This is a genomic window from Kribbella deserti (assembly GCF_042434725.1).
Taxonomy (GTDB): Bacteria; Actinomycetota; Actinomycetes; order Propionibacteriales; family Kribbellaceae; genus Kribbella; species Kribbella deserti.
The window spans coordinates 99554-122018 of sequence record NZ_JBHLTC010000035.1 but is presented as its reverse complement, the minus strand read 5'-3'; the positions used below and the strand labels follow the sequence as shown (position 1 = coordinate 122018).

At 68.4% G+C, this 22465-nt stretch carries 19 protein-coding genes; 11 read left to right on the top strand and 8 right to left on the bottom strand.

All coding sequences use genetic code 11. The annotated features are described in order from the left end of the window. Positions 1-58 precede the first annotated feature (58 nt). The 5 genes from ACFFGN_RS26135 to ACFFGN_RS26115 form a co-directional block, all read right to left on the bottom strand. Positions 59-1189, bottom strand: a complete 1131-nt coding sequence (locus ACFFGN_RS26135; RefSeq protein WP_380052515.1) for a histidine kinase — start codon at positions 1187-1189, stop codon at positions 59-61. A gap of 18 nt (positions 1190-1207) precedes the next feature. Then, positions 1208-1939: a metallophosphoesterase family protein gene (locus ACFFGN_RS26130; protein WP_380052513.1), complete on the bottom strand. Its 732-nt coding sequence runs from the start codon at positions 1937-1939 to the stop codon at positions 1208-1210. Positions 1940-2154: 215 nt separating this feature from the next. Beyond that, a complete protein-coding gene (locus ACFFGN_RS26125; protein ID WP_380052511.1) occupies positions 2155-3315 on the bottom strand; it encodes a hypothetical protein in 1161 nt (386 codons plus the stop codon). A gap of 46 nt (positions 3316-3361) precedes the next feature. Next, the gene (locus ACFFGN_RS26120; RefSeq protein ID WP_380052509.1) at positions 3362-4540 is read right to left on the bottom strand and encodes a hypothetical protein; all 1179 of its coding nucleotides are present in this window, start codon (positions 4538-4540) and stop codon (positions 3362-3364) included. Between the two features lie 99 nt (positions 4541-4639). Further along, positions 4640-5728 (bottom strand): hypothetical protein, encoded by a 1089-nt coding sequence (locus ACFFGN_RS26115; protein ID WP_380052507.1) that lies wholly within the window; start codon positions 5726-5728, stop codon positions 4640-4642. Between the two features lie 81 nt (positions 5729-5809). On the opposite strand from ACFFGN_RS26115, the gene ACFFGN_RS26110 reads away from it, so the two are divergent. The 9 genes from ACFFGN_RS26110 to ACFFGN_RS26070 all read left to right on the top strand — a co-directional run bounded on the left by ACFFGN_RS26110 (position 5810) and on the right by ACFFGN_RS26070 (position 16462). Then, positions 5810-7339 carry a serine/threonine-protein kinase gene (locus tag ACFFGN_RS26110; RefSeq protein ID WP_380052505.1) on the top strand — a complete coding sequence of 510 codons (1530 nt, stop codon included), beginning with the start codon at positions 5810-5812 and terminating at the stop codon, positions 7337-7339. Between the two features lie 207 nt (positions 7340-7546). After that, positions 7547-9487, top strand: coding sequence for a zinc metalloprotease (locus ACFFGN_RS26105; protein ID WP_380052503.1), 1941 nt, complete (start codon positions 7547-7549; stop codon positions 9485-9487). A 144-nt stretch (positions 9488-9631) separates the two neighbouring features. After that, positions 9632-10972, top strand: a complete 1341-nt coding sequence (locus tag ACFFGN_RS26100; RefSeq protein ID WP_380052501.1) for a dipeptidase — start codon at positions 9632-9634, stop codon at positions 10970-10972. Between the two features lie 45 nt (positions 10973-11017). After that, entirely contained in the window at positions 11018-12142 is a 1125-nt protein-coding gene (locus ACFFGN_RS26095; RefSeq protein WP_380052499.1) for an NAD(P) transhydrogenase subunit alpha, read from the top strand. After that, a complete protein-coding gene (locus ACFFGN_RS26090) occupies positions 12139-12474 on the top strand; it encodes an NAD(P) transhydrogenase subunit alpha part 2 (protein WP_380052497.1) in 336 nt (111 codons plus the stop codon). The genes ACFFGN_RS26095 and ACFFGN_RS26090 overlap by 4 nt, the downstream gene beginning before the upstream one ends. Next, a complete protein-coding gene (locus tag ACFFGN_RS26085; protein ID WP_380052495.1) occupies positions 12471-13841 on the top strand; it encodes an NAD(P)(+) transhydrogenase (Re/Si-specific) subunit beta in 1371 nt (456 codons plus the stop codon). The genes ACFFGN_RS26090 and ACFFGN_RS26085 overlap by 4 nt, the downstream gene beginning before the upstream one ends. Positions 13842-13861: 20 nt before the next feature. Next, positions 13862-14557, top strand: coding sequence for a GAF and ANTAR domain-containing protein (locus tag ACFFGN_RS26080; protein ID WP_380052493.1), 696 nt, complete (start codon positions 13862-13864; stop codon positions 14555-14557). A gap of 131 nt (positions 14558-14688) precedes the next feature. Then, positions 14689-15477, top strand: coding sequence for a type IV toxin-antitoxin system AbiEi family antitoxin domain-containing protein (locus ACFFGN_RS26075; RefSeq protein ID WP_380052491.1), 789 nt, complete (start codon positions 14689-14691; stop codon positions 15475-15477). 124 nt (positions 15478-15601) lie between these two features. After that, positions 15602-16462 carry a nucleotidyl transferase AbiEii/AbiGii toxin family protein gene (locus ACFFGN_RS26070; protein ID WP_380052760.1) on the top strand — a complete coding sequence of 287 codons (861 nt, stop codon included), beginning with the start codon at positions 15602-15604 and terminating at the stop codon, positions 16460-16462. A gap of 77 nt (positions 16463-16539) precedes the next feature. Here the strand turns inward: ACFFGN_RS26070 and ACFFGN_RS26065 are convergent, their stop codons facing one another. Together ACFFGN_RS26065 and ACFFGN_RS26060 are read right to left on the bottom strand one after the other, a co-directional pair. Then, positions 16540-17571: a hypothetical protein gene (locus ACFFGN_RS26065; RefSeq protein ID WP_380052489.1), complete on the bottom strand. Its 1032-nt coding sequence runs from the start codon at positions 17569-17571 to the stop codon at positions 16540-16542. 127 nt (positions 17572-17698) lie between these two features. Next, a complete protein-coding gene (locus ACFFGN_RS26060; RefSeq protein ID WP_380052487.1) occupies positions 17699-18682 on the bottom strand; it encodes a helix-turn-helix transcriptional regulator in 984 nt (327 codons plus the stop codon). 247 nt (positions 18683-18929) lie between these two features. Between ACFFGN_RS26060 and purF the strand changes: the two genes are divergently transcribed. Further along, positions 18930-20507: an amidophosphoribosyltransferase gene (gene purF, locus ACFFGN_RS26055; RefSeq protein ID WP_380052485.1), complete on the top strand. Its 1578-nt coding sequence runs from the start codon at positions 18930-18932 to the stop codon at positions 20505-20507. Positions 20508-20588: 81 nt separating this feature from the next. Beyond that, positions 20589-21665: a phosphoribosylformylglycinamidine cyclo-ligase gene (gene purM, locus ACFFGN_RS26050; protein ID WP_380052483.1), complete on the top strand. Its 1077-nt coding sequence runs from the start codon at positions 20589-20591 to the stop codon at positions 21663-21665. Positions 21666-22171: 506 nt separating this feature from the next. Here the strand turns inward: purM and ACFFGN_RS26045 are convergent. Next, positions 22172-22360, bottom strand: a complete 189-nt coding sequence (locus ACFFGN_RS26045) for a DUF3073 domain-containing protein (RefSeq protein WP_380052481.1) — start codon at positions 22358-22360, stop codon at positions 22172-22174. Positions 22361-22465 lie beyond the last annotated feature (105 nt).

Below are 22465 nucleotides of genomic sequence, written 5' to 3'. Positions count from 1 at the left end.
GGCAGCCCAGGGGATCGGGCGCAAGGGTGGAATCCTCGCTGACCTCAGCTCATCACTGTTAGGCGGTGGCGTGGACGCCGGGGGCGTATTTGGGGACTCGGAAGGTGACGCGGGTGCCGGCGCCGGGGGCGGTTTCGACAACGAGGCCGTAGGCGTCGCCGTACACCTGGCGCAGCCGGGCATCCACGTTGCCGAGGCCCATCGACTCGGTGTCGGACTCGCCGGACAGCACCGCGCGGATCACCTCGGGATCGCTGCCGGCGCCATCGTCGTCCACGCTGATCTCGGCCTCGGAGCCGCTGTCCTTGGCCCGGATGGTGATCCGCCCGACTCCGGTGGTCCCCTCCAGACCATGACGTACGGCGTTCTCCACCAACGGCTGAACCACCAGGAACGGAATCGCCACCGACAACACCTCCGGCGCGATCAGCAGCGACACGGTCAACCGGTCACCGAACCGGGCCTGCTCCAGCACGAGATAGCGCTCGACGTTGCGCAGTTCGTCCGCGAGCGTGGTGAACTCGCCACCCCGGCGCAGCGCGTACCGGGAGAAGTCGGCGAATTCCAGCAACAACTCGCGGGCGCGTTCCGGATCGGTCCGGACGAACGACGCGATCGCCGCCAGCGCGTTGTAGATGAAGTGCGGGCTGATCTGGGCCCGGAGCGCGCGCAGTTCGGCCTCCATCGCCCGGGTCCGTTCCTTGTTCAGCTCAGCCAGTTCGACCTGGCCGGACACGAACCGGGCGACCTCCTCCGTGGCGCGAACCAGCGCCGCCGACGAACGCGGGCTGTACGCGACCAGCACCGCGACCACCCGGTCCTCGGTGACGATCGGCGCGACCACGGCCGACCGGACCGGGCATTGCGGATCTCCGCACGCGACGTCACCCGGCCCGAGCACCGACGTACGGCCCGTGCGCAGGGTGGCCGCGGCGAGCTGGCGGACGTCCCCGCGATGGTGGGACTCGTACGCGCCGCCGACGCCGTCCCACGCGAGCACGCCGGTCGAGTCGCAGATGGCGATCGCGGCGGTACCGAGCAGATCGCGCAGGTGCTTACTGGCCCGGCCCGCAGCCGCGGGGGTCAGGCCTTCGCGGAGATGGGGCGTGGCCAGGGAGGCGGTGTGCAACGTGGCGTACGTCGCCTTGTCGGCGGGGGTGCCGAAGTGCTGCCTGCGACGCGCGAACATGCACCAGACGGTAGCCGCTCAGCCCCGCGAGCGTGGTGTGAACGCGGCGAGCGCCTCGGCGTCGGAGTAGTTCGTCCGCACGTACTCGTCGGCCCACGCGTCCCGTTCCGGGTACGCCGACTCGGCAACGATCTGGTCGGCCGCCGCGTTCAGATCCAGCGCCGTACGGCGGAACTGGACCCCGTCGCCGAGCACCATCCAGTGCGGACCGGGCGCGCCGTACGGCATGCCGACGCTGCCCGGGTTGAGCACCAGACGTCGGTCGACCTGCCGGGCGAACGGCATGTGGGTATGGCCGCAGACCACGGTTCGGACCTCGTCCGGTACGTCGCCGAGGACGTCTGCCCAGCGGGACATCGGGCTGTCGACCAGTACGACCTCCTCGTCGTCGCGGGGAGTGGCGTGGCAGAACAAAACCGGGCCGAGGCCGTCGATCTCGAGCGTGAGGCTGAGCGGGAGACCTGCCAGCAGCGAGACCTGATCCGGGCGGAGTTGCGACGCGGCCCAGCGGGAGACGGGCTCGCTGGCATCGGGCCGCGTCAGCTCGCGATCGGCATTGCCGCGAACCCAGCGGGCGCGATCACCCAGCGAGACCAGCAGGTCCAGGGTCTCGACCGGTTGCGGGCCGGCCGCGAGATCACCGGTGAGTACGACCACTTCGGCGTCTCGCACCAGCGGTTCGGCCAGCACCGCCGTCAAGGCCGGTAAGACACCGTGGACATCCGACAACACCGCTACAGACGAGACCATGCCGCCAGTCTGCCCACAACCACCCACCTCGCCGCCCCAATCTGCTCCCGGCAGACCGAAAGCCCGGCAGACCGAAAGCCCGGCAGACCGAAAGCCCGGCAGACCGAAAGCCCGGCAGACCGAAAGCCCGGCAGACCGAAAGCCCGGCAGACCGAAAGCCCGGCAGACCGAAAGCCCAGCAGACCGAAAGCCCAGCAGACCGAGAGAGAAGAGATTCAGGACCCGAGGACCAGTTCCGCCGTCGAGAGCTCGGTGGCCAGTTCACAAGCCCCGCCTGCGATCGTGCAGCGAATGATCGCGCCCTTGGTCTCGGGTCCGTCGTCGGCAACGATCAGCAGATGCTGGTCGTCCTCCGGGATGGCGTCCCGGAACGACAGGCCGCTCCACTCGGTGATCGCGTTACCGGTGATCGCGTTCAGCGCGACCGAGATCCCGTCGGCGTACCCGTCCTGATAGGCGGATCCGCCATAGGCGACCGTCGCGTCAGGAGTGAAACCGGCGATCGAGTAGTCGCAGGTGCGCCAGTTGCGGCGGCCCTGGACGACGTCGGTGACGGCCGAGCAGGAGGCGTAGTCGGCCAGCGTGTCCATCGAGGCCGCGAGTTCGCCGTTGGCGGACAGCGCGGTGGGACGGGTGACCGTGGTGACCTGGTTCGCCTTGCTGCTGGCGGGATCCCACGAATGGAGCTGCCAGGTGTCGGATTCCAGCGTGGTCTTCGAGCGGAAGAACACCTTGCCGTCGATGATCGACAGCACCCGCAGCTCGAAGTCGTTCGGCCGGGACAACTTGCGCAGCGGATAGGGAGCGTCGTACGCCGTGTCCTCGAAGGTGATCGTGCCGCCCTTGAGTTCACCGCCGTCCTTGCCGAACTTGTTCGTGACGTAGGCGGCTTCGATACCGCGCGGATCGACCGTGACCGAGGTGACCCCCAGAAGCCGGGGGCCGGACTCCTCGTTGAAGCCGAAGCGCGCCATCTCGGTGCCGGTGCCGGTGGCCAGGATGACCAGGGTGTCGTTGCCGAGCCGGGCGACCTCGATGATCTGCTGGTCACCTGGCACGGTGAGCTCCTGCCCGGCGCCACCGAGGATCTTGCGGCCGCGGGCGTAGGTGAGCTGCGGTGCCCGGCCCTTCGGCAGCTTGGCTAGCTGGAGCTTGACCTTCTTCACCCCGGCCGGGGTGGAGGGCGCGAGCGTGGGCGTTCCCGACGGGGACACGGGCGACGAGGCTGTCGAAATTGGCCTGCCCAGGGGAGACGCGCCGCTTCCGGGCAGCGCGCTCGGGCCCTGCTGGGACGCGACCACGGCTCCGGCCACAACGGCGGCGACCGCTACCGCGGCGACGACCGCGACCAGCGTCGCGTTCTGGTTCTTCTTCATCGCTGCCCCGATTTCCGCATACCGAACTGGTTCATGATGGCCGGCCTCACACCGCGTCGATCAAGCGCAGGTCGAGGGACCGAACCGGGTTCTTCTTCGACAGCTCGGTCGCCCGCTCGCACCCGCCGGTACTGATCGCGCAGCGAATGATCGCGCCGGCCGTGCCCTCGCCGCTGTCCGCCGTGATCAGCAGATGTTCGTCGTCCTCGGCGACCACCTGCACGAATCCAACGCCGGTCCACTTTCGCACTACCGCGCCACTGTCGGCGTTCACGACGGTCAGGCTCGGATCCGCACCGCCGTTGCGGAACCCCGGTCCCGCCATTGCGAACTGGTCGTTCGGCGTGAAGCCCTTGATGGCCAGTTCGCAGGTCTGCCAGCGGATCGACCGGGACTTGATCGCGACAAGCGCCGTACAGAAGGTCTGGCTGCCGCCACGAACCGAGTCGGCCACGGCGGTGGCGGCGTGGTTCATCACCTGAGGCAGTACGACGCCCTCGAGCTGCTCCACCTTGCCGGTGTGGGAATCCCAGCGCGAGAAGGTCGCGCGGTCGCGGCCAGGGCCTGCTTCGGACCTGAAGTAAACGGTGTTGCCGGTCACGGCCAGCACGGTCGATCCCCAGTCGGACGGGCGATCCAGCCGCCGCAGGTTGTCCGGTTCGTCGGAGCGCTGCCAATAAACGGCGCTACCGCGCGCGGCGGTGTGGTCCGCGTTCTTCGGGGCGGTGCCGAAGGCAACGATCGTGTTGTCCGGGGTGGTCTTGATGCTCTGCACATCCGGCAGCCGGTTGGACTCGAACCTGGTGCCGTTGACATCGAGCCGGGCAAGCTCAGAACCACCAAGGCCGACTTCGAGCAGGGCCAGGGCGGTTCCGCCGAAGCGCACGGCGGCGAGGATGTTCTGCCGACCGGGAAAGGTGATCTCCGTTCCCGCGCCGCCGATCAGCGCGCGGCCGCGCAGGTACGTCATTTGCGGAGCGCGGCCTTGCGGCAGTTTCGCCAGATCGATGGCCGAAGCGGATGTGCCGTACGTCGATGGCGTAGGCGTATCGACCGGGGCGGAGGGTGCCTGAGCCGAGGCCGGTTCGGAGGCGACCAGCGGAATCGCCGGACCGTTGTACGTCAGCGGCGGACCATGCCACGCGGCGATCGCGCCGCCGGCCACCACGGCGGCCACGCTCACCGCGGCGACGGTCGCGATCAGCGCTCCGTTCGTCGATCTCACGCTCGATTGTCCCATCGGCTCAGGGGTACGTCGGCGGTTTGACGCCGCCACCGTGCAAAAGGTTCGACCGGGCTGAACCCGAGGGCCCGGGGTTCGACCTCAGGAGCCGAGCAGCAGGGGTTCGGTCGCGACGGGCCCGGCCAGCGCGCATTCGCCGGTGCTGACGGTGCAGCGCACGATCGCCGAGCGGGCGGTCTGCTCGGCCCGGTCGAACCATGCCAGCAAGACGTGATCGTCGTCCTCGGCAACCATTCCCCGGATCGACCGGCCGGTCCAGGCCCGCAACACCGCGCCGGTCTCCACGTCCAGGACCGTCGCCACCTCATCGCCGTACGGCGAACTGCCGGGCGGCCCACCGACCGCGAGCCGGTTGCCCGGGCTGAAGCCGTACAGCTGGTGCTGGCAGGTCCGCCAGCGTTGCCGGGCCTCGCCGAGATCCGTCACCGCTGAGCAGGAACCACTGTCGGTGAAGACCGCAAGGCCCGCCGCCAGCGAGCCGTCGGGGGAGACCGATGTGGGATTGACCACCTTCTTGACCTCAGCGACCTCGTCCTTGTCCGCGTCCCAGCGGAACAACTGGGTCGGGGCCTCGGCCGTCGGCGCGGAACGGAAGTACACCGAGGCGCCGACCACACCCAGGACCGCGAGGTCGTGCACGCGAGGACGTTCGAGCCGTGCGGTCGGGGTGTGACCCGGGCGCTGGAAGAACACCGTGCCGCCCGCGCCGTACGTCTCGGCGTACCGGCCGCCGCTCGCGTACGCCGCGGTCTGCCCGTCCGCGCTGGTGACGAGCGAATCCACCTTCGGGATCCTGGCCACGCGTTCGCCTTCGGCGTCGAGGGTGAGCAACTCGCTGCTGGTCGCACTGTTCGCGACGACGACCAGAGTCAGATCCCAGAGCCGGCCGGCCGCGATGATCTCGCCTTTGCCCGGGACGCGGACCGGATTGCCGATCCCGCCGGAGACCAGCCGACCGCGGACCGAGGTGATGCCGGCCTCCCGCTCCCGCGACAGGGTCGCGAGTTCCACCGGGCGGGACGTCGTCGGCGCGTCCGCCGGGGGCAACGGTCCAGCGCCGCCGGTCTGGGCTCGTGGCCCGCGCAGCGCGCCCGCGGTGGCCCCGAGCGCGATCGCCACTACGGCGACGCCGGCGACCACGGCGATCAGTGGTCCGTTCCTGCCTCGCAAGCGGCTGATCCGATCGTTCGGAAAGCGATTGCCAACCCTGGTGGAGCCGGGTCGACCGGTCCGATCGAGCATAATGCGGGTATGGACCAGCGAGACCAACTCGGCCGGTACTCCCTGGTCCGCCGGGTGGGCGCCGGGGGTTTCGCGACCGTCTGGCTGGCCCGTGACGAGCAGCTCGACGCCGAGGTGGCGATCAAGGTGCTCTCCGAGAACTGGATCGACGAGGACGACGTCCGGCGCCGGTTCATCGCCGAGGGCCGGTTCCTGCGCCGGGTGCAGTCACGGCACGTGGTCGGTGTGCACGACATCGGCGAGACCGAGGACGGCCGGCCCTATCTCGTCTTGTCGTACGCCGATGGCGGTTCGCTCGCGGAGCGGATCAAGGCCGGGCCGCTCGAGATCGCCACGGTGGTCGAGGTGCTGAGCCAGGTCGGCGCCGGGCTGCAGGACCTGCACGACCGCGGAGTGCTGCACCGCGACGTGAAACCGGCGAACGTGCTCTTCCAGTCGGAACCCGGTGGCGGGGAACGAGCGATGCTAGGCGACCTCGGTCTCGGCAAGTCCCTGGACGCGGTCTCCCAGCTGACCATGCCCGGTGGAACTCCGGCGTACGTCGCGCCCGAGCAGGTGATGGGCGAGCGCCTCGACGAGCGCGCGGACCTCTACTCCCTCGGCGCTGTCGCGTATGCCGCGCTCACCGGTCAGGCCCCGCACGGCCCGATCAGCCTCGGCGCGGTGATGCGGATCGACGCGCCTCCGCCGCCGATGGCCACCCTGCGTCCCGAGGTGCCCGCCGCCATCGATGCCGTCGTACGACGCGCGCTGCAGCCGGATCGCGATCAGCGCTGGCCGAGCCTGGCGGCGTTCCGGGCGGCTCTGGCCGAAGCGCACGAGACGGGCCAGTTCCCGGCCGGCGCGTTGGACGTCAGTGGTCCCGTGCACGCCTCCGGACCGAATCCCGGGCTCATCGACCAGCCCACCGCGGCGGCCAATACCGCCCTGCCGACGAGCGCGGCCGCAGCACCGACGGCGCTGGCCCACCGGAAAGCCGCCGAGGCCGAATCTTCGTCGGCCGAGCAGTCCGGCCCGAGCCGGCTCGCGTGGGTGCTCGCGATAGTGCTGGCCGTCGTGCTCGGAACCGGCGGTGGCTACGCGGGCTACACCTTCATGGCGCAGCGGCCCTTCAAGGTCGAGCATCAAGGGCTGATTGTCGAGGTGCCGCGGGCGTGGAGCCAGATGTCGAAGGCGACTCGGGAACCGATCGCAGGCAAGGGTGAACAGCCTGCTCTGCTGGTCGGCGTGGACATCACCGACTGGGCCAGTGGCTTGGCCTCGGAGGGCGTATTCCTCGGCCGCATCCCGAGTGGCACGCTGCCGGCGAAGAGGACCCCGCCGAGTACCTGTACCGCCGCGGACGGCCCTACGTCGACGAACGTCAAGGGACATCAAGCAAAAACCTGGCGGTACTCCTGTCCCGGCAGCCGTTTGGTCTACGAGCGCTACGTCCAGCTGGACAACGGCCACCTGCTGCAGATCCAGGTCAGGAGCCCGGACGCCGCTCAGGCCGAAGAGGTCCTCAGCTCCGCTAGTACCAACAGCGTCAACGGATAGTCCCTTCGCTGCCTGCCATCCGCGACCGGCTCCTGCCGGGGCTGCGGCTGTCGCCACGAAGTCGACGGTTTCCACGGACCGATTTCGATCAGCATCGAAGCGAATTCGGCGATTCTGCCGCTGGCTTCGAGCTGGGTTCAAACGCTCAGCCGTGGCTGGAACCGCGTGCTAGACACCCGTACTTCGACCGCGATGGAAGGAGTACGGATGGTGAGGCGTCAGCTGGCGGCGGTTGGTGTGGCAGTGCTGGGCATGATCGCGTCCGGGATCATGACGGCGGTGCCGGCCAACAGCGCGCCACCGGAATTCGAGCATCTGAGGCCGGGCGGACAGCCAGAGCTGACGGAGCGGGTGCCGGTCAACGTCGTGTTCCTCGGTTACAAACGCGAGAGCATCGACACGGCCGCGTTGACCGGTGCACTGCCGATCAACCACAAGCCGAAGGTGATCACCCGCCTGCTCGCGGGACTGCACGAGACGATCGGCCTCGAGTACACCTACGACTACCGGGTGAAGTTCGCCGACGAGGCGTACCAGACCAAGTTCTTCCAGCAGCTCGGCGCGCTGGCGCGTCCCGTCGAGGTGAGCACCGTGCAAGCGCGCTACAACGCGCAGCAGAACAACAAACTCGACGTCACCGCCAACCACCACATCGACGCCACGGCCGTCGAGAAGTGGCTCGCGTTCAACCCGCCGACCGGTGTCGACACCCGTGAGAACACGGTGTTCCTGATCAACTGGTACGACCGGCCCGACTTCAAGTTCCACGTCTACACGAAGACCGACGAGCCGGACCCGGACACCGGGCAGAACTTCGGCAAGTTCGCCAGCCGCGACCTCGTCGCCTGGGGTGGTACGACGGCCGACGACGAGGAGAGCGGTCTCGGCAGCACTCGCCGGGTCTGGTTCCACGACCTCTCGGCTGGTCCCGTGCAATCGACCGGCAGCTGGAACGTCGACAACCCGGACCTCGACGGTGACGGCCAAGCCGACTACCGGATCCCGCCTGCATGGGAGTACGGCGCCTACCGCAAGGCCGGCGACCTCACGGCAGATCTCGGCCGCCTGCTGCGAACGGTCGCCGTACAAGCGCTGTTCACCGGCTCGCCCGTCTATCCGGTGGAGCTTCCGGTCGCGCGGCCGGCGACAACCGTCAACCTCGACAGCAACACGTATGAGGGTTGGGCCGGGACCGACGCCAGCGCGAAGTACATCAAGCCCGAGCTGGTCCAGGCCGAGCTGAGCGAGGTGTTGCCAGGGGTCGAACTGAGCTACGACAACCAGGATCTGCCGTACGACGGTGAGGCCAAGCGGTGCATGGAGGCATGGCTCGGCGATCTTTCCTGCTACCCGGAAGCCAACCTGCCGCCCTTCGCGAACATGTTCCTGCAGAACAAGCGCGAACTCGATCGGGTGCTGGACGACCAGGGCAAGGTCGACTACGAGTTGCCGATGTTCAACTACGCGGTCGAGAAGGACAACCTGCCGTGGCTCGGTTATGCCGACAGTAATTGGTCCGACGGCACGGCGAGCTTCGTCTACAACTGGATCACACCGCAGTTCGTCGGCTACGGCTACGGCCTCACGGCCACGATGATCCACGAGGTCGGGCATCACGTCGGCGTCACGCATCCGCACGACGGGTACGACGGGCTGGCGGACAAGTTCTTCGAGCCGACCGGGCCGTACTACTTCGCGTGGATCGGCGACCACTCGAACTCGGTGATGAGTTATCTCAACCTCAACTGGGACTTCAGCCAGTTCGACCGCGACAACATGGCCCGGTTCCGTGGCGCCGCGCTGAACGAGGCGGCGAACTCCCTGGCCGCCGAGGTGCTCGCCGCGCCCAACGCCGCGCTCGGGTACGCAGATCTGCAAAAGGCCGACGTACTGATCGGCCGGGCGAAGACGGCGTTGGCCGCACATCAGTACGAGAGCGTCCGGGTTCACGCCGCGGCAGCGTACGCCGCGACCGCCGAGGCCGCGCGCAAGGCCAGCGTCGATGTGAAGACCTTCGAAGCGAAACACCTCGCGCAAACTCAGGCCGCGCGCAAGCAGCCCGTCCCGGCCACGGTCGACCGTGTCATCGACCCGCGCGCTACCGGTTCAGCGGCGGTGCGAAAGCCGCTCACGGCCGGCGGCCGGTAGATCGGGCGACCGCCAACTCCCCATCAAGCTTGGTGTGGAGTTGGCGGTGCGCCGCCGGCTGCAGTGGTCTTGATTGTGACGGTGTCGCAGGTGTGACCAGACAAGGTCTGATGGGCTCCGCCACAACCACCTAAGGTGGTCCGCATGACCCATGAAGACCTGTCCGCGGCCATCGACCGCGTGCTGCCCTCCGTCCGTGCCGATCTCGAGGACCTCATCCGGATTCCCTCGGTCAGCGCGGACCCGGCCCGTGCGGCCGACGTCCAGCGTTCGGCGGAGGCGACCGCCGCCCTGTTCGAGGCCGAGGGTTTCACCGCCCGGATCGTGCGGGCCGGTGCGGGCGCGCCCGCCGTGATCGCGAAAAAGGCCGCGCCCGCCGGTGCCCCGACCGTGCTGCTGTACGCGCACCACGACGTACAGCCGACCGGCGAGGCCGCCGAGTGGACCTCCGCGCCGTTCGAGCCGACCGAGCGCGACGGCCGGCTGTACGCGCGCGGTGCCGCCGACGACAAGGCCGGTATCGCGGCCCACCTCGCCGCGGTGCGTGCCCTGGGCAACGACCTGCCGGTGGGCGTGACGGTTTTTGTGGAGGGCGAGGAGGAAATCGGCTCGCCGACCCTGCTGCAACTGCTCGACGAGTACGCCGACGAGCTGACCGCCGACGCCATCGTGATCGCCGACTCGGCCAACTTCGCGATCGGCCAGCCGGCCCTGACGATCTCGCTGCGCGGGCTGGTCGACTGCTATGTCGAGGTGCGCACGCTCAAGCATGCGGTCCACTCCGGCCTGTTCGGTGGTGTCGTACCGGACGCGCTGTCCGCGCTGTGCCGGCTGCTGGCCACCCTGCACACCGAGGCCGGTGACGTCGCGGTGGACGGCCTGCACGCCGGTCGCGCGGCCGATCTCGACTACCCGGTCGACCGGTTGCGCGCGGAGTCCGGCGTACTCGACCAGGTTCGGCTGATCGGAACCGGCTCGCTGGTCGACCGGCTCTGGGCCCGCCCGGCGATCGCCGTACTGGCCATCGACGCGCCACGGGTCGCCGACGCCAGCAACACCCTCGTCCCGGTCGCGCGGGCCAAGGTCAGCCTGCGGATCGCCCCGGGCGACGACGCGGCCAAGGCGATGGAGGCGCTCCGCACCCACCTGGAGCAGCACGCGCCGTGGGGTGCCGAGGTGACCGTCACGGACGGCGATCTAGGCCAGCCCTGCGCGATCAACGCCAACGGCCCGGCGTACGACGCGGCCCGGTCGGCGTTCGAGACCGCCTGGGGTGTCGCGCCGGTGGACATGGGCATGGGCGGATCCATCCCGTTCATCGCCGAATTCGCCGAGACGTTCCCGCAGGCGGCCATCCTGGTCACCGGTGTGGAGGACCCCGACACCCGGGCGCACGGTATCGACGAAGGCCTGCATCTGGCCGAATTCACCAAGGTCTGCCTGGCCGAAGCCCAACTCTTGGTCAACTTGGCTCACCGAGCGTAGGGCGAGTCTGGCCTCTCGCACTGCTTTTGGCATAGGTTTTCGCGAGTGAAGATCGCAGTAGTGCGAGAGACCAGACCGGCGGAGCGCCGGGTGGCGCTGGTGCCGGAGCAAGTCGCCAAACTCATCCAGCTCGGCTACGAGGTAGCGGTCGAACCCGCGGCGGGTGAGCGCGCCTTGTTTTCCGACGACGCCTACCGGGCCGCGGGTGCCGAAGTGGCCTGGGGAGCCGACCACGCGGCCACCGTCGTGGTGTCGGTGCAACCCCTCGAACGGGAGCGGCTGTCCCGGCTCCACGCCGGGACCGCGCTGATCTCGTTCCTGCCGACGAACCCACCCGACGTGGTGCGAACGGCCTGGCGGGCGAAGCTCACCACCTTCGCGATGGAACTGGTACCGCGGATCTCCCGGGCCCAGTCGATGGACGCGCTGTCCTCCCAGGCGATGGTGGCCGGTTATCGCGCCGCCATCGTCGCGGCCGAGCGCCTGCCCAGGTTCTTCCCGCTGAGCATGACCGCCGCCGGTACGGTGCCGCCCGCCCAGGTCGTCGTACTCGGCGCCGGGGTGGCCGGCCTCCAGGCCATCGCCACCGCGAAGCGCCTCGGGGCCGTGGTGAAGGCGTACGACGTGCGCGCCGCCGCGGCCGAGGAGATCGCCTCGATGGGGGCGATTCCGATCGAGCTCGAGCTCGGCAGTCTGGAAGGCGCGGGTGGCTACGCCCGCGAGATGACGCCGGAACGGGCCCAGCTGCAGCGCGACCTGCTCACGCCGTACATCGAGGCGGCCGACGCGCTGATCACCACCGCGGCCGTGCCGGGTAGAACCGCGCCGATGCTGGTCAGCCGCGCGATGGTCGAGCGGATGAAGCCCGGCTCGATCGTGGTCGACCTGGCCGCGGAGTCCGGCGGCAACGTCGAGGGCTCGGTCGCCGGTACGGAACTGACCATCGGCAACGCCCTGGTCTGGGGTGGCGCGAACGTGCCGAGCCAGATGGCCGGGCCGGCGAGCCGCCTGTACGGGCAGAACATCGCCAGCCTGATCCAGCTGATGACCAACGGCGGCTCGTTCGACCCGGACTTCAGCGACGAGATCGTGGCCGGCTGCTGCCTGACCCATAACGGCGAGATCCGGTACGAGCCGATCCGTGAGTTGCTGGAAGGACCGCTGGCATGACCGAGTCCATCGCCTTGCTGACCATCTTCGTGCTCAGCGCGTTTGTCGGCGTCGAGGTGATCAGCAAGGTCAGCTCGACCCTGCACACCCCGCTGATGTCCGGCGCGAACGCGATCCACGGCGTCATCCTGGTCGGCGCGATCATCGTCACCGGCCAGGCCGAGTCGACCTGGGTGGTGATCGTCGGCCTGCTCGCCGTACTGCTGGCCACCATCAACATGGTCGGCGGTTTTGTGGTCACCGACCGGATGCTGGAGATGTTCCGCGGTCCGAACGCCGGCAAATCCGGCAAGCCCGGTATCGCCGGTAAGAAGAAGGGCCTCACCAAGTGATCTCCACCTGGGCACACCTCGGTTACCTGGTCGCCGCGGTCTGCTTCATCGTCGCGCTGAAGGCCCTTTCGTCACCGCGCTCGGCCCGCACCGGCAACCTGCTCGGCGCCGCCGGTGCCGCGCTCGCGGTGATCGTCACGTTCTTCGCCTACAAGCCGGACCGCGTGCTGGCCATCCTGATCGCGATCGTGATCGGTTCGGTCATCGGCGTGATCGGTTCCCGCCGGGTCGCGATGACCCACATGCCGCAGCTGGTGGCGCTGTTCAACGGTGTCGGTGGTGGCGCCGCCGCGCTGGTCGCGCTGATCGAGCTCGGCCACATCGAGTCCAGCCAGACCGTCTCGGGGATCGCGACCGCCTTCACCATCCTGGTCGGCGCGATCAGCTTCTCCGGATCGATCGTCACCTTCGCCAAGCTGCAGGAACTGATGACCAGCCGGCCGGTGACCTTCCCGGGTCTGCCGGTCGTGTTCATCGCGGGCCTGGTCGGCAGCATCGCCCTGTCCGTGTGGCTGGTCTCGAACCCGGTCGCCCTGGTCGGTGTGCTGCTGTGCGTGATCGGTCTGGCCGTCGGCGTGATGCTGGTCCTGCCCGTGGGCGGTGCCGACGTACCGATCGTGATCTCGCTGCTGAACGCCTTCACCGGTCTGACCGTGGCCGCGGGCGGTTACGTGCTCGGCAACACCCTGCTGCTGGTGGCCGGCACCCTGGTCGGCGCCGCCGGTACGTTGCTGACCAAGCTGATGGCCGACGCGATGGGCCGCTCGGTCTTCAACATCCTGTTCGGCGCGCTCAAGGGCGGTTCCACCCTGGGTGGTGGCGAGGCCTCGGACCGGCCGGTCATCTCCGGTGGTCCCGAAGATGTCGCGATCCTGCTCGGCTACGCGCAGCGCGTCATCATCGTGCCCGGCTACGGACTCGCCGTCGCGCAGGCCCAGCACACCCTGCGGGACCTGGTCGACGAACTGCAGAGCCGCGGCGTCACCGTGGACTACGCGATCCACCCGGTCGCGGGCCGAATGCCCGGACACATGAACGTGCTGCTGGCCGAGGCCCAGGTGCCGTACGAGCAGCTCCGCGAGATGGACGAGATCAACGGCGACTTCAAGCAGGCCGACGTGGTGCTGGTGGTCGGCGCGAACGACGTGGTCAACCCGGCCGCGCGGAACTCGCCCGGAGCGCCGATCTACGGCATGCCGATCCTGAACGCCGACGAGGCCAAGCGGGTCATCTTCCTGAAGCGGTCGATGCGCCCGGGCTTCGCCGGTATCGAGAACGAGTTGCTCTACGATCCTCGCACCACCCTGCTGTTCGGCGACGCGCGTGATTCCCTCGGGAAACTGCTCGCCGCCGTTAAGTCGGTCTAGTCCGCCGTCTGGAGCCAGCCATGCCCGAGTTCGACCCTGCCGAGCCCATCCCAGCGCACACCTATGCCGAATTGGCGATGGAGCTGCACGACGCCGATGGGGTCGAGGAGACGGTCGAGACCGTCCTGCAGTTCGCGCTGCAGGCGGTCAACTGCACGCACGCCGGGCTGGCTCTGGCGGTCCGGGGCCAGCGCGCCGAGCCCGGCCTGGTCACCGATCCGCTGGTCGAGCAGATGCACCAGTTCCAGATCGACGCGGGCGACGGGCCGCTGCTGAAGTCGCTCGTCGAGCAGGTCACCATCCGCATCCCGAACGCCCCGGCCGAGACCCGCTGGCCCGAATGGGCGGCCAAGGCCGAGGCGCTGGGCATCGGCAGCGTGCTCGACATCCCGCTGGCGGTCAGCGCCCAGACCATCGGCGTACTCAGCCTGTACAGCACCGAAATCGACGCCTTCGCCTCCGACGACGAGGCCGTCGCCCACATCCTCGGCCGGCACGCCTCCATCGCCGTCGCCGCCGCCCGGCACGAGGAAACCATGGCCAAGGCCGTCGACGCCCGCAAACTGGTCGGCCAGGCGATGGGCATCCTGATGATGAAGTACGACGTCGACGGCGACCGCGCCTTCGCCATCCTCAAGCGCTACTCCCAAGACACCAACACCAAACTCCGCGACGTAGCCCAACACGTCGTAAACCACCGCGGCCTCCCCACCTGACCCGGCGCCCCTGCTTCTTCCGCCGGTAGGCGCGCGCCCAGTACTCGACTCTCCGTGCAGATGCGGACATCCTCCGCAGCCGCTGCTGCGCGCGACTGGGAAAGTAACGTTCAGATGTTACTATTGAAGTCGTGGAGGAGGTGAGCGGCATGCAATCAGTCGACGTATTGGAGACGCTGGAGCTGCTCGCTTCCAGCCAGTGGGGCCTGGTGACAACGGCTCAGGCCTCCGAGGCGGGCGTGTCCAAGATGCACCTGTCTCGCCTGGCCGACCGTGGCACCGTGCACCGGGTCCGCCATGGCGTCTACGCACTGCCTTCCACCGACGCTGGACCGTTGCAAGGTCTGCGCGCCGCTTGGCTGGCTACGGGCAGCCAACCCGCGGGAGATCAACTGCGGGCTGTGGTCTCTGGCGAGTCCGCGGCTGCCGTGCACGGACTCGGTGACCTGCTGCCCTCAAAGTACGAGTTCGCCACTGCGGTACGGCGTCAGACCACGCAGCCGGACATCCGGTACCGCAAGCGCGAGCTGCCGGATGAGGACGTCACCCAAGTCAACGGCTTGCCAGTGACCACCGTCTCCCGCACAGTCAACGATCTGGCCACTGGCGGCACTGACTTCGACCACCTCGCCACGGTGGTTCGCGATGCTGTCACCGTCACAGACGTTGCGCCCGCCGCGCTCGTGCGGGCGCTCGATCCGGTGGCGAAGCGGTTCGGATCCTCTGATGGGGGCGACCTGGTGTCTGCACTGCTCAAAGCAGCCGGCTACCGACCTGACCTTCGGGCTCTGGAATTGCTTTCGCCTGCGCTGCAAGAGAACTTCGCCCAAGCGGTCGCGCCTCATCTCAAGAACACCCTCAGCGAAGCTATCGCCGAGCACTTCCGTCGGTTGACGCCGAAGCTCGATTTTCCCCACTGACGGCACAGAAGAGCGAACCACAGCATGCCGTTCGTCGGCAGAACAGGAAGGCCGGCAATGGCGCAGCCGCTGACCCAACTCGAAGCTAACCGCCTGAGGGCGTCCCTGAGCGCCAAGCTGGCCGCTGAGGCGAAGCGCCGCGGCGGACCCCGTCCGCAAGCAGTACATTTTCACGATCTTTCTCAGCCGCATCTTTCAGCACCACGACGCACCTTGGGTGCTGCTCGGCGGAAACGCTTTGCTGATCCGGACCGGCGGCGGCCGATTCACTCAGGATGTCGATCTGGCTCGGGAGAGTGCCTGGGCCAGTCGTGAAGACGCGTTGGCCGAACTGCGGCGGCTTTCGAGTCGACCGCACCACCGCGATCCATTTGAATTCGATCTGCACTCAGTGGTCGCCCATCAGGAAGCCGACCCGTACGGCTACGCCGCCGAAACCGCCAAGGTGAAGGCCCGGGCGTTGCTGGGCGGCCGGGATTTCGAAACCTTCAGCATCGATCTCACAACCCGCCGGCACCTCGACGCCCCGGTCGACCACGTGCCGTTGAAGCCGATCATCGATCACGAGACGCTGCGAGACCTTCCCACGGTTCCCACCACGCCAATCGAAAACCACCTTGCCGACAAGCTTTGCGCCCTCTACGAACGGCACGGCCCGGCCGACGAAAAGGTGTCTACCCGCTACCGCGACCTGGCCGACATCGTCCGGATCGTCGCAGAGGTTCCGTTCGATGCTGCCCGGCTGGTCACAGTCCTACAACGCGAAGCTGGTCGACGTCGGATGGCGCTGCCGAGCGAGCTCCAAGCACCGAGTGACGGTTGGAGAGTCGAGTTCCCCCGAGCGGCGGCAGGGTTCGCAGAGTATTCACGCGACTACTGGGACCTGAATGCGGCGCTCGCGTTCTGCAGCACCTGCCTGGGCGACGTCCTCAGCGGAAGCCGAACCAGCGGTACATGGGATCCGGACCGTCACTCGTGGCAGTAGGACTGTCCGTCTAGTTGCTCTTTGCTGACGCTCGGCCGGTGCACGAGTGGGCGAGGCGTGGTCGATGGTGGGCGCGGTTAGTGGTGGTGGCGGACGCGTTCGGGGTCGAAGAAGGGGCGGGTGGGGTAGAGGTCGAAGGGGCGGGGGGAGAGGCGGGCGCCGAGTTGTTCGAGGGCTTCTCCTGGGTCGAGGTTTGCGAGTGGTAGTTCGCTGAAGCGGGTTCGGGTGGCGACCACGCTGGCGAGGCATGGGCGGGCGGGCCAGCCGGTGGTTCGATCGCGGATCGGAACCAGGGCCGCTACCGCCACCTCGGTGACGAGATCGCCCGAGCAAGTGGCGAAGGCGTCGTGCAGCCGTACTAGGACTAGCTGCGCCACCAAGTCGGCGTACAACTGCTTGCGGTCTTTGAGCGGCCTGACGCGTTCCTCGATCGTGTCGCGGGTTCGGACGTACCGATAGCCAGCGATGGCTGGGATGACGCCGGGGCCGGGAAGGTCGAAAACTACCGAGAGGCGGCTCGACTCCGGCTGGTACCTTACGTCCACCTTGGCAGGTACGCCGGCCGGGAGGCGTCGATGCGACAGCACCAGCCCGGCGTACTCCCGGACGGCGTCGGGCTGTCCTACGCGGTAGCCAACCTCTAGCTCGTCGATGCGCGCGTTCTCGGCCTCGGCCCGTCGGCGCAGTACGGCCATCTCGACGGCGTGGCGGTTCCGGCGCTGCCGCACGCGGAAGGCCCGTTCCTTCTCGCGCCGGTGGTACGCCGCCTCGTCCGCGGCGAACCGGGCATGGGCCGCATTGCGTCGGGCCTCGATCTCCTTGGCGCGCAGGAGTCTGCGCCACCCCGACGGTTCCGGTACGGCGTAGTCCGCCCAGCGAGGCGGTTCCTCCGGCTGCTCGTCCGGGCCGGGCTCGAACGGCCGTAGCGCGGGCTGCCGGCGCAGCGCAGCGAACGGGATGCGGACCGGTTTCCGCAGACTGCCGGCCAGGATCTTTCCAAGGGTCGCCGTCCGTTCCTCCACCTCGGCGGTTCCGGCTTGGGCCTCAGCCTGCCGCTCCCGCACCCGGTCGGCCTCACGCGCTCCCCGTGCATTGCTCCCAGTCGTCATGATGTCCCCCAGCGCACTTGGAGTAATCACACTGACACGTAAGGTAACCATACGTTTGTTCGAGCTTTGTGGGAAGGCAGACCGGCGCGCCCTGGATCAAGCAGGCCAAGCCGTTGAGATGAAGGGGTTAGACCCAGCCGCGTTTGGCGGCGGCTACGCCTAGTTCGAAGCGGCTGGTGGCGTCCAGGCGCTCGGAGAGGTTGGCGGTGATTCGGCGCGCGGTGCGCAGGGAGATGCCGAGGAGGCGGGCGACCTGCTCGTCCTTGGCGCCGCCGGCCAGCAGGCGGAGGACCTCGGCCTCGTGGGCGGTGAGCGGGGTATCGCTCTCGCGGTCCTCAGGGGCGAAGATCTCGCTCGCGCGGGACCAGTACGCGTCGAAGAGGGCCGTCGCGAGCGCGACCACGGCCGGGCTGCGGTGGATCACCGCGCCGGTCGAGTGCGACTCCGGGTCGAGCGGCATGATCGCGAGTTCGCTGTCGATGATGAGCAGCCGCAGCGGCAGCGTCGGAGTGGCCCGCACCTCGCCGCCGAGGCGGTGGATCGTGGCGGCGTACTCCAGGCCGGTCTTGCTGACCGTCATGCTCTGGAGGTAGACCGTGCGCAGCCGGATGCCACGTTCGAGCAGCGGAATGTCGGGGGATTCCTCGGCCGGGGACAAGGTGTCGTCGACGTGTGCTGGGATCAGCGCCCAGAACGAGTCCTTTGCCTTCATGCCGAGTTCCTCGATCCGGCGCGACGCGTTCGCCCGGCCCTTCAGCACCTCGATATCGGCGCTGGTCCGGGCGCCGAGTAGCTCGTTGTACTGCTCGGCGAGCACCTCCGCGGACGACTCGGCCTCGCGCAATTCGCCGAACAGCCGGTTCAGCTCGCTGCGGCGGCGCTCGGCCAGACCGGTCAGCCCGACGCGCGGATGTACGGCGTGCTCGAGGCCCGGAGTGGTCCAGGTCGGCACCAGCAGTTCCAGGCGGCGCAGGCGTTCCATCAGGCGGTACACGTCGTCCAAAGTCATTTCGAGTGACTTGGCAAGCATTTCCGGCGTACTGTCCGGGTCACGTAAGAGGGCGTGGTAGACCGCGAACGTGGCTTCGTCCAGCCCGAGCGGTTCCAGCACTGAGCACCTTCCAACGCGTGTTTGGAACCGACCTTAATCGACAGCGCGTCGGATTGCGGTCGCAATTGGTTGTTTTTGAGGTGCATTAAGGAGTGAGGCGATGAGACGCATCCTGGTCGCGCTAGCCGCTGGACTGGCACTGAGCGTGATCTCGGTCATGCCCGCGCACGCCGGTGACGGTCACCACGGGGAGCCCCCGATCTGTGTGCCGTGCTGGTGACGGTTGGACCTCCCGTAGACTGGCGGCGTGGCCCGTGGCGATGGACGACTGACCCATGACCTTGATCCGCAGGACCTAGGACCCCAGGACGCGTGCGGCGTCTTCGGTGTCTGGGCTCCAGGCGAAGAGGTTTCCAAACTCACCTATTTCGGGCTTTACGCTCTGCAGCACCGCGGCCAGGAATCTGCCGGTATCGCGGTCAGCAACGGCACCCAGATCCTGGTCTACAAGGACATGGGTCTGGTCAGCCAGGCGTTCGACGAGGCCACGCTGGCGTCCCTCAAGGGCTACATCGCGGTCGGCCACTGCCGGTACTCGACGACCGGATCGAGCGTCTGGGCCAACGCCCAGCCGACGTTCCGGTCCACCGCCACCGGCTCGATCGCGCTCGCGCACAACGGCAACCTCACCAACACCGGTGAGCTGGCCTCCGCGCTGACCGGCGGTGACGACCTCGATCTCGGACTCGAGCTGAACGGCGAGCAGGCCCCGGCGCACGCCCGGGCCAACGCCAAGCACGGCGCCTCGTCCGATACCGACATCCTCACCACCATGCTGGCCGGATACGCCGACCTGACCATCGAAGAGGCCGCCGCGAAGGTGCTGCCGAAGGTTCGCGGCGCGTTCAGCCTGGTCTTCATGGACGAGGGCACGCTGTACGCCGCCCGCGATCCGCAGGGCATCCGGCCGCTGGTGCTGGGCCGGCTCGAGCGCGGCTGGGTGGTCGCCAGCGAAACGGCGGCCCTCGACATCGTCGGAGCCACCTTCATTCGCGAGATCGAGCCCGGTGAGATCATCGCGATCGACGAGCAGGGCCTGCGGTCGACCCGGTTCGCCGAGGCCGAGCCGAAGGGCTGTCTGTTCGAGTTCGTCTACCTGGCTCGTCCGGATACCCAGATCTCCGGCCAGCGCATCCATTCCACCCGGGTCGAGGTCGGCCGCGTGCTGGCCCGCGAACACCCGGTTGAAGCCGACCTGGTGATCGCGACTCCGGAGTCGGGCACCCCCGGCGCCATCGGGTACGCGGAGGAGTCCGGCATTCCGTACGGCTCCGGCCTGGTCAAGAACGCCTACGTCGGCCGGACCTTCATTCAGCCCAGCCAGACCATTCGCCAGCTCGGTATCCGGCTCAAGCTGAACCCGCTGCGCGAGGTGATCGAGGGTAAGCGCCTGGTTGTGGTCGACGACTCGATCGTGCGCGGCAACACCCAGCGCGCGGTGATCAAGATGCTGCGCGAATCCGGTGCCGCCGAGATCCACGTCCGGATCTCGTCGCCGCCCGTGAAGTGGCCGTGCTTCTACGGCATCGACTTCGCCAGCAGGGCCGAGCTGATCGCCAACGGCCTGAACACCGAGGAGATCTGCCGCTCGATCGGTGCGGACAGCCTCGGCTACGTCAGCTTGGACGGCCTGATCGAGGCCACCACCGTGCCGAAGGACCGGTTGTGCCGGGCCTGTTTCGACGGCGTCTACCCGGTGGCGCTGCCCGAACCCGAACTGCTCGGCAAGCACCTGCTCGAGGAGCCGAACGGGCGTACGGATGTCGACGGCCTTGCCAGCATCACTGGTGGCGCCGGTGCCGCGGACGCGCTCAGCCGGCCCTGACCGGCCGCAAAGCTTTAGCCGGTCCCGGGCCGGTCGCAACGCTCAGCCGGTCCCGGCCGGCCGCAACAAGGGAGATCTGACGTGACTGAAGGCGCGAGCTACGCGGCCGCGGGTGTCGACATCGAGGCCGGTGACCGGGCCGTCGAGCTGATGAAGGAATGGGTGGCCAAGGCGACCCGTCCCGAGGTCGTCGGTGGCCTGGGCGGTTTCGCGGGCCTGTTCGACGCGTCCGCGCTGAAGAATTACCGGCGGCCGCTGCTGGCGACCTCCACCGACGGCGTCGGTACCAAGGTGGCGATCGCGCAGCGCATGGACCGCCACGACACGATCGGGTTCGACCTGGTCGGCATGGTCGTCGACGACCTGGTCGTCTGCGGCGCCGAGTCGCTGTTCATGACCGACTACATCTGCTGCGGCAAGGTGGTACCGGAGACGATCGCCCAGATCGTGAAGGGCATCGCCGAGGCCTGTGTCGAGGCCGGTACGGCGCTGGTGGGCGGCGAAACCGCTGAACACCCCGGCCTGCTTGGCCCCGCGGAGTACGACATCGCCGGCGCCGCCACCGGAGTGGTGGAGGCCGACGAACTGCTCGGCGCCGACCGCGTCCGCGCGGGTGACGTCGTGGTCGCGATGGCCTCGTCCGGGTTGCACTCCAACGGGTACTCCCTGGTCCGGCACGTCTTCTTCGACCGCGCCGGCTGGGAACTCGACCGGGAGGTGCCCGAGTTCGGCGGCACGCTCGGCGACACCCTGCTGGTACCGACGCGGGTCTACGCCAAGCACTGCCTGGAGTTGATCCGCGCGCTCAACACGGCCGACGCTCAGCCGCTGCACGCGATGTCCCACATCACCGGTGGGGGATTCGCGGCGAACCTCGGCCGGGTCATTCCCGATGACCTGACGGTACGGATCGACCGGTCGACGTGGACACCGGCGCCGGTCTTCCACCTGGTCGGCGAACTCGGCGGAGTGCCGCAGCTCGAGCTGGAGAAGACGCTCAACATGGGTGTCGGCATGGTCGCAGTCCTCGACCCGGCCACCGCGGACCACGCGATCGCCGTACTGGCCGAACGCGACATCAAGGCCTGGGTCTGCGGCGAGGTTTCCACCGCCACCGACGCCCCGGGCGTAGAACTCCAAGGCGACTACGCCGTCTGACCCTGCCGTCTTTGGCTGGGGTAGTCCCGAGCGCATTCATCGGGCCCTTCTGACCACTGAGTTGCTCTTGCCTGGGTCGTGACGGGTGGGCGCAGTGGTCAGAAGGGCCCGATGAATACCTAAGCGGGCTGGGGTCATCCCGGGCACGCCGCTAGCTCGCGTGGTGCGGCGTCCGGGCGCGCGTGATCCTGGGCGCGGCGCTAGCTGGCGTGGTGGCCTCGGCCTGGGGATCACCGGACGTGGTGGTGCCACGCGGGGTTGAGCTCGGCGCTTGGGTGGTGCCGCGCGCGGCATGGCCTTGCGCGGTGCGGGCCGGGGCTCTTCCGGGTGGCTTCCTGGCGCGTGGCGGGGCCTGCGCTTGGCGTTAGGCCTGGCGGTGTGCCGGGTGAGGTGTACCGGGGCGCGTGAAAGTCTTCACGTGGCTCGGGTGTTGCCGTCAGTGCCAGACAAGGATCGATCTGCCCAGTGCCTCAGCGACCGGGCAGATCGTCTTTGCTGATGCAGCTTTACCGACGGGGGTGGTACTCGTCGGCGTCTCCGCCAACGTCTGAGTCGTCACCATTCACAGCTCGGTTCCCGCCCTCGTCGCCGCCGGACAGCTCTTTTTTGAGCTGCTCCAGATCGGTGTCCCAGGTGCGGTACTTCAGGTCGCGTGCGACCTTCGTCTGCTTGGCCTTTGCACGGCCGCGCCCCATAGCGTCGACCCCCTCGCACAAGTCAACCGGGTACGCAGCGCGGCGCCCACGGATCAGTCGTCAGTAATCGTGGCTCTAGATTACCCGGAGGAGGGGATCGACACA

Coding starts and splice junctions, on each gene's coding strand:
- ACFFGN_RS26135 (WP_380052515.1), bottom strand. CDS start 1,189: ATGTTCGCGCGTCGCAGGCAGCACTTCGGCACCCCCGCCGACAAGGCG.
- ACFFGN_RS26130 (WP_380052513.1), bottom strand. CDS start 1,939: ATGGTCTCGTCTGTAGCGGTGTTGTCGGATGTCCACGGTGTCTTACCG.
- ACFFGN_RS26125 (WP_380052511.1), bottom strand. CDS start 3,315: ATGAAGAAGAACCAGAACGCGACGCTGGTCGCGGTCGTCGCCGCGGTA.
- ACFFGN_RS26110 (WP_380052505.1), top strand. CDS start 5,810: ATGGACCAGCGAGACCAACTCGGCCGGTACTCCCTGGTCCGCCGGGTG.
- ACFFGN_RS26105 (WP_380052503.1), top strand. CDS start 7,547: ATGGTGAGGCGTCAGCTGGCGGCGGTTGGTGTGGCAGTGCTGGGCATG.
- ACFFGN_RS26100 (WP_380052501.1), top strand. CDS start 9,632: ATGACCCATGAAGACCTGTCCGCGGCCATCGACCGCGTGCTGCCCTCC.
- ACFFGN_RS26090 (WP_380052497.1), top strand. CDS start 12,139: ATGACCGAGTCCATCGCCTTGCTGACCATCTTCGTGCTCAGCGCGTTT.
- ACFFGN_RS26080 (WP_380052493.1), top strand. CDS start 13,862: ATGCCCGAGTTCGACCCTGCCGAGCCCATCCCAGCGCACACCTATGCC.
- ACFFGN_RS26065 (WP_380052489.1), bottom strand. CDS start 17,571: ATGACGACTGGGAGCAATGCACGGGGAGCGCGTGAGGCCGACCGGGTG.
- ACFFGN_RS26045 (WP_380052481.1), bottom strand. CDS start 22,360: ATGGGGCGCGGCCGTGCAAAGGCCAAGCAGACGAAGGTCGCACGCGAC.